15 protein-coding genes and 1 pseudogene are annotated in these 17,856 nt (G+C 58.8%); 7 read left to right on the top strand and 9 right to left on the bottom strand.

Features of this window, described 5'->3' with window-relative positions; genetic code table 11:
- Positions 1-174: 174 nt before the first annotated feature.
- Together AB4N85_RS23065 and AB4N85_RS23070 are read right to left on the bottom strand one after the other, a co-directional pair.
- Positions 175-558: a PaaI family thioesterase gene (locus AB4N85_RS23065; protein ID WP_052392141.1), complete on the bottom strand. Its 384-nt coding sequence runs from the start codon at positions 556-558 to the stop codon at positions 175-177.
- A complete protein-coding gene (locus AB4N85_RS23070) occupies positions 558-2,882 on the bottom strand; it encodes a Tex family protein (protein ID WP_252868609.1) in 2,325 nt (774 codons plus the stop codon). Before AB4N85_RS23070 ends, AB4N85_RS23065 begins: the two co-directional genes overlap by 1 nt.
- 358 nt (positions 2,883-3,240) lie before the next feature.
- Here AB4N85_RS23070 and ompR point away from each other — a divergent pair, with 358 nt between their 5' ends.
- Positions 3,241-3,981, top strand: coding sequence for an osmolarity response regulator transcription factor OmpR (gene ompR / locus AB4N85_RS23075; RefSeq protein WP_016772186.1), 741 nt, complete (start codon positions 3,241-3,243; stop codon positions 3,979-3,981).
- Positions 3,982-4,095: 114 nt separating this feature from the next.
- A pseudogene (locus AB4N85_RS23080) lies at positions 4,096-5,408 on the top strand (ATP-binding protein).
- An 86-nt stretch (positions 5,409-5,494) separates the two neighbouring features.
- Here the strand turns inward: AB4N85_RS23080 and rimK are convergent.
- From rimK to rimA, 3 genes are read right to left on the bottom strand one after another with little or no spacing between them, the layout of a single operon-like run.
- On the bottom strand, positions 5,495-6,400 hold the full coding sequence (gene rimK / locus AB4N85_RS23085; protein ID WP_024011184.1) for a 30S ribosomal protein S6--L-glutamate ligase: 906 nt from the start codon (positions 6,398-6,400) through the stop codon (positions 5,495-5,497).
- Positions 6,397-6,876, bottom strand: a complete 480-nt coding sequence (rimB, locus tag AB4N85_RS23090; protein WP_016772184.1) for a retropepsin-like aspartic endopeptidase RimB — start codon at positions 6,874-6,876, stop codon at positions 6,397-6,399. Before rimB ends, rimK begins: the two co-directional genes overlap by 4 nt.
- Positions 6,877-6,892: 16 nt before the next feature.
- A complete protein-coding gene (gene rimA / locus AB4N85_RS23095) occupies positions 6,893-7,672 on the bottom strand; it encodes a S6 modification regulatory phosphodiesterase RimA (RefSeq protein WP_150638092.1) in 780 nt (259 codons plus the stop codon).
- Between the two features lie 116 nt (positions 7,673-7,788).
- On the opposite strand from rimA, the gene AB4N85_RS23100 reads away from it, so the two are divergent.
- Complete coding sequence (locus AB4N85_RS23100; protein ID WP_016772182.1) at positions 7,789-8,196, top strand: RNA-binding S4 domain-containing protein; 408 nt, start codon at positions 7,789-7,791, stop codon at positions 8,194-8,196.
- Positions 8,197-8,293: 97 nt separating this feature from the next.
- On the opposite strand, the gene AB4N85_RS23105 is transcribed toward AB4N85_RS23100, so the two are convergent.
- On the bottom strand, positions 8,294-9,094 hold the full coding sequence (locus tag AB4N85_RS23105; protein WP_252868611.1) for a phosphatase PAP2 family protein: 801 nt from the start codon (positions 9,092-9,094) through the stop codon (positions 8,294-8,296).
- Between the two features lie 107 nt (positions 9,095-9,201).
- Between AB4N85_RS23105 and hslO the strand changes: the two genes are divergently transcribed.
- Positions 9,202-10,104 (top strand): Hsp33 family molecular chaperone HslO, encoded by a 903-nt coding sequence (hslO, locus tag AB4N85_RS23110; protein WP_252868612.1) that lies wholly within the window; start codon positions 9,202-9,204, stop codon positions 10,102-10,104.
- 181 nt (positions 10,105-10,285) lie between these two features.
- The gene (locus tag AB4N85_RS23115; RefSeq protein WP_016772179.1) at positions 10,286-11,827 is read left to right on the top strand and encodes a phosphoenolpyruvate carboxykinase; all 1,542 of its coding nucleotides are present in this window, start codon (positions 10,286-10,288) and stop codon (positions 11,825-11,827) included.
- 177 nt (positions 11,828-12,004) lie between these two features.
- Here AB4N85_RS23115 and AB4N85_RS23120 read toward each other — a convergent pair whose 3' ends face one another.
- The 3 genes from AB4N85_RS23120 to AB4N85_RS23130 all read right to left on the bottom strand — a co-directional run bounded on the left by AB4N85_RS23120 (position 12,005) and on the right by AB4N85_RS23130 (position 14,190).
- Positions 12,005-12,277 (bottom strand): type II toxin-antitoxin system RelE/ParE family toxin, encoded by a 273-nt coding sequence (locus AB4N85_RS23120; protein ID WP_056787114.1) that lies wholly within the window; start codon positions 12,275-12,277, stop codon positions 12,005-12,007.
- Positions 12,277-12,723: an antitoxin PaaA2 family protein gene (locus tag AB4N85_RS23125; RefSeq protein ID WP_252868613.1), complete on the bottom strand. Its 447-nt coding sequence runs from the start codon at positions 12,721-12,723 to the stop codon at positions 12,277-12,279. Before AB4N85_RS23125 ends, AB4N85_RS23120 begins: the two co-directional genes overlap by 1 nt.
- A gap of 324 nt (positions 12,724-13,047) precedes the next feature.
- Positions 13,048-14,190, bottom strand: coding sequence for a lipase family protein (locus AB4N85_RS23130; protein ID WP_150741777.1), 1,143 nt, complete (start codon positions 14,188-14,190; stop codon positions 13,048-13,050).
- 273 nt (positions 14,191-14,463) lie between these two features.
- Between AB4N85_RS23130 and AB4N85_RS23135 the strand changes: the two genes are divergently transcribed.
- Positions 14,464-16,392, top strand: coding sequence for a RecQ family ATP-dependent DNA helicase (locus tag AB4N85_RS23135; RefSeq protein ID WP_252868614.1), 1,929 nt, complete (start codon positions 14,464-14,466; stop codon positions 16,390-16,392).
- A gap of 213 nt (positions 16,393-16,605) precedes the next feature.
- Positions 16,606-17,832 (top strand): 3-hydroxyacyl-CoA dehydrogenase, encoded by a 1,227-nt coding sequence (locus tag AB4N85_RS23140; protein WP_252868615.1) that lies wholly within the window; start codon positions 16,606-16,608, stop codon positions 17,830-17,832.
- Positions 17,833-17,856 lie beyond the last annotated feature (24 nt).

Genomic DNA, 17,856 nt, shown 5'->3' on the forward strand with positions numbered 1-17,856 from the left:
TGGCGTTATCGCCTGGTTTTCTAGCCTGTCAGCCGCACACATGAACCCGTAGGAGCTGCCGAAGGCTGCGATCTTTTGATCTTGCTGTTGAAAAACAAAATCAAAAGATCGCAGCCTTCGGCAGCTCCCACAGGATTCGTTGCGCCGAAATTAACTCAAAATGATGAGCAACATCTACAGGACAGCGAAGGTGCCTTGCGCTTTTGCGACCAGTTTGTCGCCCTGCACCACCTCGGCTTCGACCACCAGCGTGCGCCGGCCCGGGTGGATCACCCGCGCCGTGCACAGCACCTCGCCGTCGGAAACGGCGCGGATGTAGTTGATCTTGCATTCGATGGTCGCACTCTGCTGATCGAAGCCATGGCTGCTGGAACAAGCCAGGCCCATGGCGATGTCGACCAGACTGAACAGCGCGCCGCCGTGCAGTTTGCCGCCGCGGTTGCGCAGTTCGGGCTCAAGCGCCAGGGCGACTTGCGCCACCCCGGTTTCGAGACTGTGCAGGCGACAGCCCAACAGCTTGAAAAACGCGCTCTCGACGAGCCCGGCCGGCATTTCCATCAGCGTTTCTTCAACTGCTTGGCGTTGGCGAACAGCGAGGCCATCGCATTGTTCACCGGCGCGGCGGTGGTGGTTTCCTTGCGCGGCGCGTTGCCCGAAGACTGGCGCGGTGCCGAGCCCGGACGCGAGCCACGGGCGCCATCGATTTTCTCGCCGGGAGTGTCGCTCATGCGCATCGACAGACCGACGCGTTTGCGCGGGATATCGACTTCCATGACCTTCACTTTCACCACGTCACCGGCCTTGACCGCTTCGCGCGGGTCCTTGATGAACTTCTCCGACAGCGCCGAGATGTGCACCAGACCATCCTGATGCACGCCGATGTCGACGAATGCACCAAATGCCGTCACGTTGGTCACCACGCCTTCAAGGATCATCCCCAGTTGCAGGTCCTTGAGGTCTTCGACGCCTTCCTGGAATTCGGCAGTCTTGAACTCCGGACGTGGATCGCGACCGGGTTTTTCCAGTTCTTGCAGGATGTCGGTGACGGTCGGCAGACCGAACGTTTCGTCGGTGAATTTCTTCGGGTCCAGACGCTTGAGGAACGCGGCATCGCCGATCAGCGAGCGAATGTCGCGGTCGGTTTCAGCGGCAATGCGCTGCACCAGTGGATAGGCTTCCGGGTGCACCGCCGACGAATCCAGCGGGTTGTCGCCGTTCATCACGCGCAAGAAACCGGCGGCCTGTTCGAAGGTTTTCTCGCCCAGTCGCGCGACTTTCTTCAGCGCTGCACGGGTCTTGAACGCGCCGTGTTCGTCACGGTGAGCAACGATGTTCTGCGCCAGCGTCGCATTGAGGCCGGAAATCCGTGCCAGCAAGGCCACGGAGGCGGTATTCACATCCACGCCCACGGCGTTTACGCAGTCCTCGACCACGGCGTCCAGACCGCGCGCCAGTTTCAGCTGCGAGACGTCGTGCTGGTATTGGCCGACGCCAATGGATTTCGGATCGATTTTCACCAGCTCGGCCAACGGATCCTGCAGGCGACGGGCGATCGACACGGCGCCACGGATCGACACATCGAGGTCCGGGAATTCCTTGGCCGCCAGTTCCGACGCCGAGTACACCGAGGCGCCGGCTTCGGAAACCATGACCTTGGTCATTTTCATAGCTGGATATTTTTTGATCAGCTCGATTGCCAGCTTGTCGGTCTCACGGCTGGCAGTACCGTTGCCGATGGCGATCAGGTCCACCGAATGCTTGGCGCATAGCGCGGCGAGGATGGCGATGGTCTGATCCCATTTGTTGTGCGGCACGTGCGGGTAAACCGTGGCGTGGTCGAGCAGCTTGCCGGTCGAATCGACCACGGCCACCTTGCAGCCGGTACGCAGGCCCGGGTCGAGGCCCAGCGTCGCGCGCGGGCCGGCCGGAGCGGCCAACAGCAGGTCGTGCAGATTGTGCGCGAAAACGTTGATCGCCTCGGTTTCGGCGCCATCGCGCAACTCGCCGAGCAGGTCGGTTTCCAGGTGGGTATAGAGCTTGACCTTCCAGGTCCAGCGCACCACTTCACCGAGCCATTTGTCCGCCGGGCGGTTCTGGTTCTGGATGCCGAACTGCTGAGCGATCATGCCTTCGCAGGGGTGAATCGTGCCGGGCAGCTCATCGCCGACTTTCAGCGCGGAGCTGAGAATGCCTTCGTTGCGGCCACGGAAAATCGCCAGGGCACGGTGCGATGGCATGCTTTTCAGCGGCTCGTCGTGTTCGAAGTAATCACGGAACTTGGCGCCTTCCTCTTCCTTGCCGGCGATGACGCGGGCACTGAGGATCGCTTCCTGTTTGAGGAAATTACGCAGCTTTTCCAACAGGCTGGCGTCTTCTGCGAAGCGCTCCATGAGGATGTACTTGGCGCCTTCCAGCGCAGCCTTGACGTCGGCCACACCTTTTTCGGCATCGACGAAGCGTGCGGCTTCGGTTTCCGGCGTCAGGTTCGGGTCGTTGAACAAGCCGTCGGCCAGTTCGCCGAGGCCGGCTTCGAGGGCGATCTGGCCCTTGGTGCGGCGCTTCTGCTTGTACGGCAGGTACAAGTCTTCGAGACGGGTTTTGGTGTCGGCGAGCTTGATGTCGCGTTCCAGAGCAGGGGTGAGCTTGCCTTGCTCTTCGATGCTGGCGAGGATGCTGATGCGCCGTTCGTCGAGTTCTCGCAGGTAGCGCAGGCGCTCTTCCAGATGACGCAACTGAGTGTCATCGAGGCTGCCGGTGACTTCTTTCCGGTAACGGGCGATGAAGGGGACGGTAGAACCTTCATCGAGTAGCGCGACGGCCGCTTCGACCTGTTGTGGGCGTACGCCGAGTTCCTCGGCGATGCGGCTGTTGATGCTGTCCATAAAACCACCTGACATAGTATGAAAGCAGGCTCGCAGGCACGCAGATAATGGCCTGGAGGCTGATTGAGCGGCTGGAAAATTGCCGCTGCCTGGATCAAGAAGCTGCCCATTGACCCGTGAAATCGAACAGTTACTGCACAGGGCCGGAAAAAATACCGGCCACTTACGGTAACGATTCAGACGTTGCCTGGCGCAAAACGCCGCGCATTATAACCAGCGTTCTGTCATTCGGGGGCGTTGCAGGCTGTAGGCATAAACCTCGGTTTTCTGGCAGTGAAGGAAAAATCTGCTAACAATGCACACGGTGCGTATAACGGCAGCTACGCCATAATGCGCGCCGAGCTAAAAGGAGCATCCAATGAGCAGCACAGCACAAACTGCTGAAGGCGAAAAAATTCTTATCGTTGATGACGATCCGGGGCTGAGCAGCCTGCTGGAGCGTTTCTTCGTCAGCAAGGGCTACCGTGCCCGTACCGTTCCGAACACCGAGCAGATGGACCGTCTGCTGGCGCGTGAAGTGTTCAATCTGGTCGTTCTCGACCTGATGCTGCCGGGCGAAGACGGCCTGACCGCGTGCCGCCGTCTGCGCAGCGCGAACAACCAGATTCCGATCATCATGCTCACCGCCAAGGGCGATGAGCTGAGCCGTATCAAGGGCCTTGAACTGGGCGCCGACGATTACCTGGCCAAGCCGTTCAACCCGGACGAGCTGATGGCGCGGGTCAAAGCGGTATTGCGCCGTCAGGCCGCACCGGTGCCGGGCGCGCCGGGCAGTGAAGACGAAAACGTCACCTTCGGTGATTACGTGTTGTCGCTGGCGACCCGCGAGCTCAAGCGTGGCGATGAAGTGCACATGCTCACCACCGGTGAGTTCGCGGTACTCAAGGCGCTGGTGATGAACGCCCGTCAGCCGCTGACCCGCGACAAGCTGATGAACCTCGCCCGTGGCCGTGAATGGGATGCGCTGGAGCGTTCCATCGACGTGCAGATCTCGCGTCTGCGCCGCATGATCGAACCCGATCCGTCGAAACCGCGCTACATCCAGACTGTCTGGGGCGTGGGTTACGTGTTCGTACCGGATGGCACCGCCACCAAGTGATCGGTGATTTGTAGGAGCGGGTCTGCAAGGCTCTGGTCGCACGGCCATTGCCACAGACTCGCAATCCGCAATATGCGAGCATTGCTCGCTCCTGCAAGTGTGTAGCGGTTAAAGATGAAAACCCCCGTCTGGTTCCCCCAAAGTTTTTTCTCCCGCACCCTCTGGCTGGTGCTGATCGTCGTGCTGTTTTCCAAGGCGCTGACCCTGGTTTATCTGTTGATGAACGAGGACGTGCTGGTGGATCGCCAATACAGCCATGGCGTCGCTCTGACGCTGCGCGCCTATTGGGCCGCCGACGAAGAGAACCGCGCAAAAATTGCCGATGCCGCGACCCTGATTCGTGTGGTCGGCGCCGGTGTGCCGGAAGGCGAACAGCACTGGCCGTACAGCGAAATCTACCAACGTCAGATGCAGGCGGAACTGGGTGCCGACACCGAGGTGCGTTTGCGCATGCACTCGCCGCCGGCATTGTGGGTGAGGGCACCGAGCCTGGGCGATGGCTGGCTGAAAGTGCCGTTGTATCCGCACCCGCTGCGCGGCCAGAAGATCTGGAACGTGCTCGGCTGGTTCCTCGCCATCGGCCTGCTTTCTACGGCGTCGGCATGGATTTTCGTCAGCCAGCTCAACCAGCCGTTGAAGCGACTGGTGTATGCCGCGCGGCAACTCGGCCAGGGCCGCAGCGTACGTCTGCCAATCAGTGATACGCCGAGCGAAATGACCGAGGTTTATCGCGCCTTCAACCAGATGGCCGAGGACGTCGAACAGGCCGGACGCGAGCGGGAGCTGATGCTGGCGGGGGTTTCCCACGACTTGCGGACACCGCTGACGCGCTTGCGCCTGTCGCTGGAACTGATGGGCGATCACACCGACCTCACCGACGACATGGTCCGCGACATCGAGGACATGGACGCGATTCTCGACCAGTTCCTCGCGTTCATTCGCGACGGTCGTGACGAGTTGGTGGAAGAGGTCGACCTCAGCGATCTGGTGCGCGAAGTCGCCGCGCCATACAACCAGAACGAAGAGAAAGTGCGCCTGCGTCTGGAACCGATCCAGCCGTTCCCGCTGCGTCGTGTGTCGATGAAACGCCTGCTCAACAACCTGATCGGCAATGCCTTGAACCATGCCGGTACCGGCGTTGAAGTAGCGGCGTATGTATCGGGAGATACCAGCGCGCCGTATGTGGTCCTTAGCGTTATGGACCGTGGCGCGGGTATTGATCCGTCCGAGCTTGAAGCGATCTTCAACCCGTTTACCCGAGGTGATCGGGCTCGCGGTGGCAAAGGCACCGGGCTGGGGCTGGCGATCGTGAAAAGGATTGCGGCGATGCATGGCGGCAATGTCGAATTGCGCAACCGGTCCGGGGGGGACTGGAAGCGCGGGTGAGATTGCCGTTGGGATTGATGTTGCCCCGAGATGCGGTGTAACGGCGGAAAAAAGATCGCAGCCTGCGGCAGCTCCTACACGAAATGCATTCCCCTGTAGGAGCTGCCGAAGGCTGCGATCTTTTGCTTTAGCCCTTGCCCTTGGTGCGGGTCATATTCGGCCCGCCATTCTTTTCCAGATGCTCGATGATGATTCCGGCGACATTCTTGCCCGTAGTGGTCTCGATGCCTTCCAGTCCCGGCGACGAATTCACTTCCATCACCAGCGGACCGTGATTGGAGCGCAGGATATCCACACCCGCCACCGCCAGGCCCATGACCTTGGCAGCGCGTAACGCGGTCATGCGTTCTTCCGGGGTGATCTTGATCAGGCTGGCGCTGCCGCCGCGATGCAGGTTGGAACGAAACTCGCCCGGTTTGGCCTGGCGCTTCATTGCGGCGATCACCTTGTCGCCGACCACGAAGCAGCGGATATCCGCGCCGCCGGCTTCCTTGATGTATTCCTGGACCATGATGTTCTGCTTGAGACCCATGAACGCTTCGATCACCGACTCTGCCGCCGTGGCTGTTTCGCACAGCACCACGCCGATGCCCTGGGTGCCTTCCAGTACCTTGATCACCAGCGGTGCACCGTTGACCATGGCGATCAGGTCGGGAATGTCGTCAGGCGAGTGGGCAAAACCGGTGACCGGCAAACCGATTCCGCGCCGCGACAGCAGTTGCAGCGAACGCAATTTGTCCCGCGAACGGGCAATGGCCACAGACTCGTTGAGCGGGAACACGCCCATCATTTCGAACTGACGCAACACCGCGCAGCCGTAGAACGTCACCGATGCGCCGATCCGCGGGATCACCGCGTCAAAACCTTCCAGCGGTTTGCCGCGGTAATGGATCTGCGGCTTGTGGCTGGCAATATTCATGTAGGCGCGCAAGGTGTCGATCACCACCATTTCATGCCCGCGCTCGATTCCGGCTTCGACCAGACGGCGGGTGGAATACAGACGCGGATTACGCGACAGCACAGCGATCTTCATGCAACACCTGTGGAGGAGGTAGATACCGGGAACACCGGCTTGTCTTGTACATATTTGATGCCCGGATTGACCACCAACTGGCCATCGATCAGGGCTTTGGAACCGAGCAGCAGGCGATAGCGCATGGACTTGCGGCAGGCCAGAGTGAACTCCACCGGCCAGACCCGATCACCCAGGGCCAGCGTGGTGCTGATCACATAGCGCACCTGCGCATGGCCGTTGGAACTCTTGATGGTTTTGCGCGTGACCAGCGGCGCTTCGCAGCGCCGGTGACGCAACTGCACCACCGTGCCGAGATGCGCAGTGAAGCGCACCCATTTCTCGCCGTCGCGTTCGAAAGGCTCGATGTCGGTGGCGTGCAGGCTGGAGGTGCTGGCGCCGGTGTCGATTTTTGCGCGCAGGCCCGCAACTCCCAAACCCGGGAGCGCCACCCACTCGCGCAGACCGACAACGGTCAAATGATCAAATGTCTTCAAAGAAAAAAACCAAGGGTTAACGCTTCCAGGCCCCGTCCGGCACCTGGGCCAACGCTTTGAACGCAGGTCTGGCGAACCAGTAGCCCTGCATCAGGAATATTCCACAGTCCGCGAGGAAATCCCGTTCCCCGGCGCTTTCTATGCCTTCGGCAATGACTGTAACGTCCAACTCCGCACACATTGTGACAATCCCCCGAACGATCACCTGACGGACACGGTCCTGGTCAACATCGCGGATCAGCGCCATGTCGAGTTTGATCAGATCCGGTTGGAAATCAGCCAACAGATTGAGCCCCGAATAGCCGGCACCAAAATCGTCGATGGCGGTCTTGAAGCCGAATTCGCGGTATTCACGCAGAATATTGGTCAAATGGCGATAATTATCTACGTGCTCGATTTCCAGAGTTTCGAAAATCAGTCGGTCGATCGGAAAGTTGTGTTTGCGTGCGGCCTCCAGTGTGCTGCGAATGCATAGCTCTGGACGGTAGACGGCGTTGGGCAAAAAGTTGATCGACAAGTGTGTCTGCATATTAAGGCTCGCTGCGCCTTCGATGGCGCGGGTCCGGCAGAGCTGGTCGAAACGGTAGCGGTTGTCTTCTGTAACCTGATTTAACACCGACAGTGCACCTTCCCCTGACACGCCTCGCACTAGCGCTTCGTGGGCAAATACCGATTGATCGCGCAGGTCGACAATCGGCTGGTAGGCGAAGGCAAAATCGAAATCCAGCGGTTCGCTTTGCTGGCAGCCCTGGCAACCGCCCCTGGGTGAGGTCAACGAAGTTGGAAATTTAGTCACGCGGTCACTCCAGGCCGGTCGGGCGGCGAAGATCACAGTCAATCTGGAGGGCCGAGTTCTTGCGCCCGACAGAAACGGTAGTACAGTTCCGACTACTGGCTGAGCGAGGAATTCATATGGGACAGAAGCAGGAGGAGGACGACAAGGTCCGTCTCGATAAGTGGTTATGGGCGGCGCGTTTCTACAAGACGCGTGCTCTGGCCAAAGCAGCAATCGAAAGCGGCAAGGTGCATTGTCGTGGCGAGCGCTGCAAGCCGGGCAAGGAGCCGCGCATTGGTGATGAGTTCGAGATTCGCACCGGCTTCGAAGTGCGCACGGTGAGGGTCGAGGCATTGTCGATCGTGCGTCGTGGCGCACCCGAGGCGCAAACCTTGTACGCGGAGACCGAAGCGAGTGTCGCCAAGCGTGAAGCGGCTGCGGCGATGCGCAAGGCGGGCTCGTTGGGCGTGAGCACCGATGGCAAGCCGAGCAAGAAGCAGCGGCGGGATCTGTTCAAGTTTCGCGGTAGCAGCAACGAAGATTGAAACGTTGTGCCGGCCTCTTCGCGAGCAGGCTCGCTCCCACATTCGATCGAGTCGTCTGTGGCAGCGAGCCTGCTCGCGAATCGAGTACGACGCGGTATCAGGCGCTACGCACCACACTCATCCGCGACACCATCGGCAGCTTGCCCAGCAACGCGAAAATCGGCGCGGTCAGCTTCAACCAGAAGTTCGACGCGTGATAGGCAAACGGCGTGTAGTAACCCCAGCCCAACGCCCACACCGCCAGCAGCAAGCCGCCGATGTAGTCGTCCTGACCCCAATGCGCGCCGGCCACCAGACGCGGCAACATGAACAATACGGCCAGACCCCAGACCGTTAGAAATTGTCCGACGGTGCGGCTGAACACGCCCATGAACAACGCCCAGATCAACAACACCGAGGCATGATCACCGGGGAAACTCTGGCCGGAACGGTCCTTCAGCTCCCAGGTTTTTTCCAGGTGCGGAAAGTAATCGCTGATGTGCACGGCGCCCTCAAGCACCATTGACGGGCTGCTGTGCTGCCAGCCCATGTGATCGGCGAATTTGGAAAACAGCGCGCGGATCACCACCATCAGCAGCAGGATCGAGAAAAAACCGAAGAACGCGCGACGCACGTCGATCGCCCTGAAAACCCAATCGCCCTTGATCAGCAGCGTCAGCAGAATCAGTCCGACGACGATGTCGAACGGGCGCAGACTTGCAATTGCCCAGATGTGGAGCCATATCGGGTTGCTGGCCAGCGGCGCATTCAACGAGCGGAACAGCCACTCGTCGAAAATCACACACAGCATCTGACCGGTAGGCCATAACCAGAAAGCCAGTAGCGCCAGCGGCACTACGTTACACAGAACCAGCCGGCCGAGGTTCCACCTTGATTGGAACAAACCCGGATTGTTCATAAAATGCCTCCCATGGCGAAAAAGCGCCGGCACCAAAAAAAGTGCCAGCAAGCGCAAATTTTCACGTTTTGTAACCATTTTGTCATCACATTCAGATACCCAGACCTATGACCGACCTAGCGGATACCGATTTCACTCAACGCTTCATCTTCGATGACAGCGACACTCGCGGCGAACTGGTAGCGCTGGAGCGCAGCTACGCCGAAGTCCTCGCCAAACACCCGTACCCGGAGCCGGTCGCGCAGTTGCTCGGCGAACTGATGGCGGCCGCGTCGTTACTGGTCGGCACGCTCAAGTTCGATGGCTTGCTGATTTTGCAGGCGCGCTCGGAAGGGCCGATTCCGCTGCTGATGATCGAGTGCTCCAGCGAGCGTGAGATCCGTGGTCTGGCGCGTTACAACGCCGAGCAGATCGCGGCAGACGCGACCCTTGCCGACTTGATGCCGAACGGTGTTCTGGCCCTGACCGTCGACCCGACTGTTGGTCAGCGCTATCAGGGCATTGTTGATCTTGACGGCGAAACCCTGTCGGACTGTTTCACCAACTATTTCGTCATGTCGCAGCAGGTTGGCACGCGCTTCAAGCTCTTCGCCGACGGTCGTCGTGCCCGTGGCATGTTGCTGCAACAACTCCCCGCCGATCGCTTGAAAGACGAAGAGGACCGCGCCGCCAGCTGGCAGCATCTCACCGCGTTGGCCAGCACTCTGAGCGCCGATGAATTGCTCAGCCTCGACAACGAAACCGTGCTGCATCGCCTGTACCACGAAGAGCAGGTACGTCTGTTTGATGTGCAGCATCTGCGCTTCAGTTGCAGCTGCTCGCGGGAACGCTCCGGCAATGCGCTGGTCAGTCTTGGGCTGGAAGATGCGCTGGCGCTGGCCGCCGAGCAGGGCGGCAAAGTCGAGATAGATTGCCAGTTCTGCAATCAGCAGTACCTGTTCGACGCGGCCGATATTGCTCAATTGTTCGCTGGCGCGGGCGTCGATACGCCGTCAGATACCCGTCACTAAAACGGTTCAGCGCAGGTAAATTCACTGCGTAATGACGGAATATCGCCGTTACGACGGGAGGACCCTACTCTTTTTGGGCTTTTCTGGCATAATCCGGCCCACTTTTTTCGCGGTAGTAGTGCACGACTTTCTACTACAAAACGTTTGGAGCACACTCGGCCACTGGCCGACGGGGAACCTCATGACGCAAGCCAATAACGCCGTGTACACCGATCTGAGTGTTGATGATCTGGTAAAAGAAGCCCTGAATCGCGGTGAAGGCGAGCTTGCCGATACCGGCGCTCTGGTTGTTCGCACCGGTCACCGCACCGGCCGCTCGCCAGTCGACCGTTTCATCGTTGAAGAGCCTTCCACCCAGGCCGCTATTGCCTGGGGCCCGATCAACCGCAAGTTCCCGGCCGACAAGTTCGATGCCCTGTGGGCTCGCGTCGAGGCCTTCAACAACGCGCAAGAGCACTTCGTTTCCCACGTGCATGTAGGCGCGGCGGAAGATCACTACCTGGCCGTGAAAATGACCACACAGACTGCCTGGCAGAACCTGTTCGGTCGTTGCCTGTTCATCAACCCGGCCCAGTACAACCCGGCTGGCCGTGAAGAATGGCAAGTGCTCAACGTTGCCAACTTCGAGTGCGTGCCTGAGCGTGACGGCACCAACTCCGACGGTTGCGTGATCATCAACTTCGCGCAGAAGAAAGTGCTGATCGCTGGCATGCGTTACGCCGGCGAGATGAAGAAAGCCATGTTCTCGGTGCAGAACTTCCTGCTGCCGGCCGCTGACGTGCTGCCAATGCACTGCGCTGCCAACATCGGCGAAGACGGTGACGTGACCCTGTTCTTCGGTCTGTCGGGCACCGGTAAAACCACCCTGTCGGCCGACGAAAGCCGTTACCTGATCGGTGACGACGAACACGGCTGGGGCGAAGGCGTGGTGTTCAACATCGAAGGCGGTTGCTATGCCAAGTGCATCGACCTCTCCGAGAAGAACGAGCCGGTTATCTGGAAAGCCATCAAGCACGGCGCGGTGCTGGAAAACGTCGTCATCGACGACGCCAAGCACGCCGATTATGCCGATGTCAGCCTGACCCAGAACAGCCGCGCCGCCTACCCGCTGGAGCACGTTGCCAAGCGTTCCGAGAAGAACCTGGGTGGCGAGCCAAACGCGGTGATCTTCCTGACCTGCGACCTGACCGGCGTACTGCCGCCAGTGTCGATCCTCAACGAAGAGCAAGCGGCCTACCATTTCCTTTCCGGCTACACCGCACTGGTGGGCTCGACTGAAATGGGTTCGGGCAGCGGCATCAAGTCGACCTTCTCCACCTGCTTCGGCGCACCGTTCTTCCCGCGTCCGGCTGGCGAATACGCCGAACTGCTGATCAAGCGCATCCGCGGCTTCGGCTCCAAGGTCTACCTGGTCAACACCGGCTGGACCGGCGGCGGCTACGGCGTCGGCCAACGCTTCAACATCCCGACCACCCGCGCGGTGATCGCAGCGATCCAGAGCGGCGCTCTGATCGGTGCTGCCACCGAGCACCTGGACACCATCAACCTCGACGTGCCTCTGGCCGTACCAGGCGTCGACACCAACCTGCTCAACCCACGCAACACCTGGGCTGACAAGGCGGCGTACGACGAGGCAGCGAAAGCACTGGCCGGTCTGTTCATCGAGAACTTCAAGAAGTTCGAAGTGAGCGACGCGATCAAGGCGGCTGGGCCGAAGTTGTAAGTAGTAGTTTGCAGTGAATAAAAAACCGCCCTTTGGGGCGGTTTTTTCATGGGCGAAGATTTGGGTAAGCTCATCTCAACGGCGGTTCGTCACTTGCCATGTAGCAGTATTCATTCATTTTTGGCCTGATACGGCCAGAGTAATGCCACTCAACAGTACTGCAACATGATCCTCTAATTAAGGCCATTGCTGCCGTGCATGCATGACACGCAGCACTTCCACCCGGTCTTTTTTGATTGCGTAGACGATGACGTAGTTGGCGGCCGCAACGATTTCACGTGTTCCGAGGACCCTGCCCTTTCGGTACAAGGTTGGGCGCTGTCTTGCTATTTCCCCTTTTGATTCGAACATTTCATCGAGATCCGCAGCAGCGTCTGGGTTGTCCTGACCGATTCGGTCCATTATCCGGTCTCGGTCAGCAAGCGCTTCCGGGCGCCAGACCAACCTCATCAGCGCCCTCGTTGACGCAGGGCATCACGCTTGGCGGCGAATATTCGGCGAGCATCTTCATCGCTGATACTTGGCCTTGGATCATCGATGCTGATCTGCACCTGTCGCTTGAACCATTCCTCATAAGCGGCCGCTTCATGGGTTTGTTTCAACGCTTCAGAGCGATCAGGCCTGGCGTAGGTTTTCAGTTGCAGCGGGTCATAGCCGGAGGCATCCACGTTGAATTGGCTGATGCCCAAGCCCTGCAGATAGGTCACAAGCGTCTCCAGCCTCTTGAACAGGCGCACCTGACCACTGCGTTGTGCTGTCAGCGCGCATTTGCGGCTGCCTTGCCGAATCTCGACCGACCAGCCTCCTGGTTTCGCGACGATAATTGTGCCGCTCACAGAACCGTTTTCGACCAAGCGAACGAGGGCGCTGTGATCGATGATTTCAGTGCTGGCCATAAATGCGAGCCCTTCGCTGAGTAATGGCTCCCATCGTACGCAATCAATAGTAGTTTGCAAATTTTGACTCCTGGTGCTGGACACGGCGTGTGCAGCGATGATGTTTCGTTTGTTACTTGGCCGGGGGCATCTGACTTGCAGCAGGTCCCAGCCGTCCTGTGTCAGCAGGTACAGGGCGTGGGTGATGTGGGTGTCGCTGCCAAAGCAGCGACACCCACGACTATAGGTTCGCACCACCCGCTCGCGATAGCCGACAAGGCATTGCGTGAAGTAGGAACGGGACGAACAATTCGCCAGACGTTGCTACCGATTCTTAAACGCTTTTCAACGCAAATGTTGGTAGCCAGAAATATCCAGCAGGCTTGTGGTCAGTCCTGTTGCCGGCCGGTAGATCGTGCCTTTGACTGCCGAGAACGGCACGCCTTTGCTGCCCAGCGAGACATAGCGCTCGCCTTTGTCCTGTTCGGTGAAATAGGTGTAGGACTGGCTGTGCATCTTCTTGTAGCGGGCTTCGTCGCTGACGATGGTGCCGGTGAAGCGCAGCAGGTCGGCATCGCTCAGATTGAGCGTTTTGCTCAGTGGCACGCCCCAACGCTTGAGGCAGATTTCCGCCAGATGGCGAACGATGCGGCCGGGCTCGATCAGCGCCTTGAGGTCGCTGCTGTTGGTGGGATCGCCGCCGAGGGCCGTGGCGTTGCCGGCGAGGGTGGCGTGGCGACCGGCCATTGGATAGATCGAGGTTTTGGTGCCGGTAGCGGTTTGCGGGATCACGCAGCTGAAGCCTTTTGAGCGCTCGTCGCGGGCATAGAAGGCGATGTATTCCTTGACGTTGGATTGAAGTTTGACGCGGTTTTCCTGGAAGTTGCCGATGCCCGGGACTGGATCAATCGCAAATATATTCACCGGAATATGTTTGAGTGCAGCGTCCTGGAACATCGCATTGGCGAGCATGTGGCAACTGATACCGCCACGGCTCCAGCCGACCAGATTGACTCGCGCAGGAATAACGCCGTCCTTGCGGAAAGTCTTGATGATTTGTTCCTGCAACTTCTGTTGCGTGATACTGCGATCGCCATAGTTATACTGGCGCCAGAACCAGGAGCCCTCCACTTTTACATCTTCAATAGGAATGCCTGCGGCTTTCAGACGGTTATATTCTAACTCGGTCAGTTGTTTACGCTGCCAGTCGCATTTGCCTTTGATAATGTTCACAGCGTGCTGCACGTTTTCATCCCAGCCTTTGCCGAACAGGGTGCCGGAAAGGCCGTATTCAGAGGTCTTGGTGAACAGGTCGTCGGCTTGCAGATTGCCGCTGCCAGGGCCATCGACGACGATCCACTCGGCAAATTCGCGTCCGCTGTGGTGTGCAGCGAGCGTAGAAACGATTTCGCCGTCCCAGAAGCTTTTATGTTTGTCATCAAATTTGTTGGAGCCGGTGCCGCAGAAAAATATTGTTAAAGTTGTCATTTCGTTGCTCTTGCATATGTATAAGAGCAGTCAAGTTAGTTTTAGGTGGTGTAAAAAATAAAGGGCGCTGTTGTATCTGTGTTTGTAATGTGAAGTTTGTTATATATATGTAGCTGAGCTTTTCGAAAGTATGTCGAGGCGCTTCGATTGTTAAACGCTTGGTTTTCGCTTCCCATGTATCATTCAGTATCGATTCAACCCCGACCTTTTCTCGACTCGCTGCGATCGCCCGCTAGGCTTTGGGCATGGCAGCAGTCAAAGGAGTGACAGTAAATGCACCACACCCTGGAACAGGTTTTTGGTTATCCACAGTTTCGCCCCGGTCAGGAGGCCGCTGTCAGCGCGGTGCTGGCGGGGCGTTCGGCGGCGGCGATCTTTCCCACCGGCTCCGGCAAATCGCTTTGCTACCAACTGCCGGCACTTTTACTGCCACACCTGACATTGGTGGTCTCGCCGTTGCTGGCGTTGATGCAGGATCAACTGGCGTTTCTCAAGTCCCGCGGCATCTCGGCAGGCAGTATCGATTCGGCGCAGAGCCGCGAGGATGCCAACGACGTCATGGCCCGTGCGCGTTCGGGCGAGCTGAAGATTCTGATGATCTCCGTCGAGCGGTTGAAGAACGAGCGCTTCCGCAATTTCCTGCAGCAGGTGCCGATCTCGTTGCTGGTGGTCGACGAGGCGCACTGCATTTCCGAATGGGGCCACAACTTTCGGCCGGACTATCTGAAACTGCCCGACTACCAGCGTCAGTTCAACATTCCGCAGGCTTTGCTGCTCACCGCCACGGCGACACCAAAAGTCATCGCCGACATGCAGGCCAAATTCGCCATCGCCCCGGCAGATGTGGTGACCACCGGATTTTACCGGCCTAACCTCAACCTGCTGGTCGAGCCTGTACGCGGTCAGGACAAGCGTCGGCGTCTGGTCGAATGGATGAGCGCGCGTCCCGGGCAACCGAGCATTGTCTACGTGACGTTGCAGAAGACCGCCGAGCACATCGCCGAGCATCTTCAACGCAACGGAATCCAGGCCGAGGCATACCACGCAGGTTTGCCCCACGATCAGCGTGAAGACATTCAACGCCGCTTCATGGCCGGGCAGTCCAATTGCATTGTTGCCACCATTGCCTTCGGCATGGGCATCGACAAGAGCGACATCCGCAACGTCGTGCATTTCGATCTGCCCAAATCCATCGAAAACTACAGCCAGGAAATCGGCCGCGCCGGGCGTGACGGGCAGCTCTCCGACTGCCTGGTACTGGCCAACCGCGACAGCCTCAATGTGCTGGAAAATTTCGTCTACGGTGATACGCCCGAACGCGACGGGATTCATTATGTGCTCGAAGAGCTCAAAGCCTCAGTGCCGGACGGACAATGGGAGTTTTTGCTTGGGCCATTGGCGGATCAGAGCAACATTCGCTCGTTGCCGTTGAAGACTTTGCTGGTGCAGCTGGAACTGCGAGGCCTGATCGCGCCGCGCTACGCTTATTACGCTGAATACCGCTTCAAATATCTGCTTGAGCCTGAAGCATTGCTTCAGCGCTTCGAAGGCGAGCGCAGGGATTTCGTTGCGGCGATCATCAGGACGTCCACGCGAGCACGCACCTGGGCCACAGTAGATTTCGAAGCGATGTTTTCGCAGTATTCCGCCGAGCGCAATCGCGTGGTGACAGCGCTTGATTACTTCCAGGAAAAAGGCTGGGTCGAGCTTGAAAGCAAGCAAATGACCGAGGTTTACAGCCTGCTGCAAAGTGATTTTGCCAGCGACGCCCTGAGCGCTGAGCTGCACGAGTATTTCACCCGCCACGAACAGACTGAAGTGGCGCGGATTCACGCCATGCTTGAGGTGTTTGCCACCGAACGCTGCCTGGGTTATCGCCTGGCCGAGTATTTCGGTGACCACAATGCCCCCGAGCGTTGTGGCCATTGTTCGGTATGTCACGGCCAGATCGCGCGGTTGCCGGAGCCGTCGCCATTGCCGCCGCTTGTGGATAAAAACTTCGCGCAGCTGTGTGGTGAATTTATCCACAGGCATGAGCAGCAAACAGGGCGTATTCCATCGGCCGAACGCCTAACGCGGTTCCTGTGCGGAATCAGCGTGCCGTTGTTCACCAAACTCAAGGCGCGGGCGATACCGGGTTTTGCTGCGTTGGAAGAATACCCCTACGCGCAGGTTCGCGAGTGGGCGCAAGAGCACCTTTGATCCCTGTAGGAGCTGCCGAAGGCTGCGATCTTTTGATGTTGATTTTTTCAAGATCAAAAGATCGCAGCCTTCGGCAGCTCCTACTTCAAGTGTCATCAAGGCAGAGCCTCCATCCATCCGCTGAATGTCGATCATCACGCTAATAAACTTCAAAAACCGCCGTTGCCTGACTAAGGTTGGAATCTGTCTTCGGGCCACCCACAAGAGAACAACATGAGCCAGACATCCTTCGAAATCCAGCAAGCTGCCGTGATCGGCGCGGGCACCATGGGCCGTGGCATCGTCATGTGCCTGGCCAATGCTGGCGTGAACGTGCAGTGGGTGGATAACAATCCACAGATGCTTGAGCAGGCGCTGACGACGGTCGCCGAAACCTATGCACACAACGTGCGTCAGGGCCGCATCGATCAGGCCGAAGCGGGTGCGCGAATTGCTCGCGTATCAGCAGCGGCGGATTACGCATCGATTCGCAATGTCGATCTGGTGATCGAAGCGGTGTACGAAAACCTTGAACTGAAGCAGAAGATCTTTCGCGAGCTGGATGGCTTGCTCAAGCCCGAGGCTTTGCTGGCGAGCAACACCTCGGCGCTGGACATCGACGCCATCGCGGCTGCGACCCGGCGCCCGGAACAGGTGCTGGGTCTGCATTTCTTCAGCCCCGCGCACATCATGAAATTGCTGGAAATCGTGCGCGGTGCGCAGACCTCGCCAGCGGCGCTGGAGGCCGCGCTGGCACTCGGCAAGCGCATGGGCAAGGTCAGTGTGGTGTCGGGCAACTGCCACGGTTTTATCGGCAACCGCATGCTGCATCCGTATGTACTGGAAGCGCGCAAGATGCTTCTCGAAGGCGCTTATCCACAGCAGGTGGATACCGCGCTGCAAGGCTTCGGCTTCGCCATGGGGCCGTTTCGCATGTACGACGTGGTTGGCATCGATCTGGAATGGCGTGCTCGAGAGCTAGCTGGCAAGGGGCAGGATGCGCCCGAAGTTCAGGTGGATAACCGCCTGTGCGAGATGGGCCGGTTCGGGCAGAAGTCCGGTAACGGTTATTATCATTATGAGCCGGGCAGTCGCCAGGCCGAGCATGATCCTGAGGTCGATGCATTGGTACTGCGGGTCAGCGAAGAGCTGGGTTTCCAGCGTCGCGACATCGGTCCCGAAGAAATCGTTGAGCGCTGTTTGCTGGCTCTGGTCAACGAAGGCGCGAAGATTTTGCAGGAAGGCATTGCCGGCTCGGCCCATGACATCGATCTGGTGTACTTGAACGGCTATGGTTTTCCAGCGGATAAGGGTGGGCCGATGGCGTGGGCGGATCGGCAGGGGCTAGCGGATATTCATCAGCGCTTGCTGGCGCTGGAGACACGCCAGGGCGATCAGTGGAAGCCGGCGCGGTTGATTGGCGAACTGGCGGCGCAGGGGAAGGGGTTTGCTGATCGTTGACACCAGTCGGCTGTGCTGACGCCT

It is taken from the genome of Pseudomonas sp. H1_G08, assembly GCF_054681355.1.

What these genes read in the sequence shown, in the direction of transcription:
- AB4N85_RS23120 (WP_056787114.1), bottom strand. Translation starts at nt 12,277, where the DNA reads ATGAGGTTGGTCTGGCGCCCGGAAGCGCTTGCTGACCGAGACCGGATA.
- rimK (WP_024011184.1), bottom strand. Translation starts at nt 6,400, where the DNA reads ATGAAGATCGCTGTGCTGTCGCGTAATCCGCGTCTGTATTCCACCCGC.
- AB4N85_RS23070 (WP_252868609.1), bottom strand. Translation starts at nt 2,882, where the DNA reads ATGGACAGCATCAACAGCCGCATCGCCGAGGAACTCGGCGTACGCCCA.
- ompR (WP_016772186.1), top strand. Translation starts at nt 3,241, where the DNA reads ATGAGCAGCACAGCACAAACTGCTGAAGGCGAAAAAATTCTTATCGTT.
- AB4N85_RS23065 (WP_052392141.1), bottom strand. Translation starts at nt 558, where the DNA reads ATGGAAATGCCGGCCGGGCTCGTCGAGAGCGCGTTTTTCAAGCTGTTG.
- AB4N85_RS23135 (WP_252868614.1), top strand. Translation starts at nt 14,464, where the DNA reads ATGCACCACACCCTGGAACAGGTTTTTGGTTATCCACAGTTTCGCCCC.
- AB4N85_RS23115 (WP_016772179.1), top strand. Translation starts at nt 10,286, where the DNA reads ATGACGCAAGCCAATAACGCCGTGTACACCGATCTGAGTGTTGATGAT.
- AB4N85_RS23140 (WP_252868615.1), top strand. Translation starts at nt 16,606, where the DNA reads ATGAGCCAGACATCCTTCGAAATCCAGCAAGCTGCCGTGATCGGCGCG.
- AB4N85_RS23100 (WP_016772182.1), top strand. Translation starts at nt 7,789, where the DNA reads ATGGGACAGAAGCAGGAGGAGGACGACAAGGTCCGTCTCGATAAGTGG.
- AB4N85_RS23125 (WP_252868613.1), bottom strand. Translation starts at nt 12,723, where the DNA reads ATGGCCAGCACTGAAATCATCGATCACAGCGCCCTCGTTCGCTTGGTC.
- AB4N85_RS23105 (WP_252868611.1), bottom strand. Translation starts at nt 9,094, where the DNA reads ATGAACAATCCGGGTTTGTTCCAATCAAGGTGGAACCTCGGCCGGCTG.
- AB4N85_RS23130 (WP_150741777.1), bottom strand. Translation starts at nt 14,190, where the DNA reads ATGACAACTTTAACAATATTTTTCTGCGGCACCGGCTCCAACAAATTT.
- hslO (WP_252868612.1), top strand. Translation starts at nt 9,202, where the DNA reads ATGACCGACCTAGCGGATACCGATTTCACTCAACGCTTCATCTTCGAT.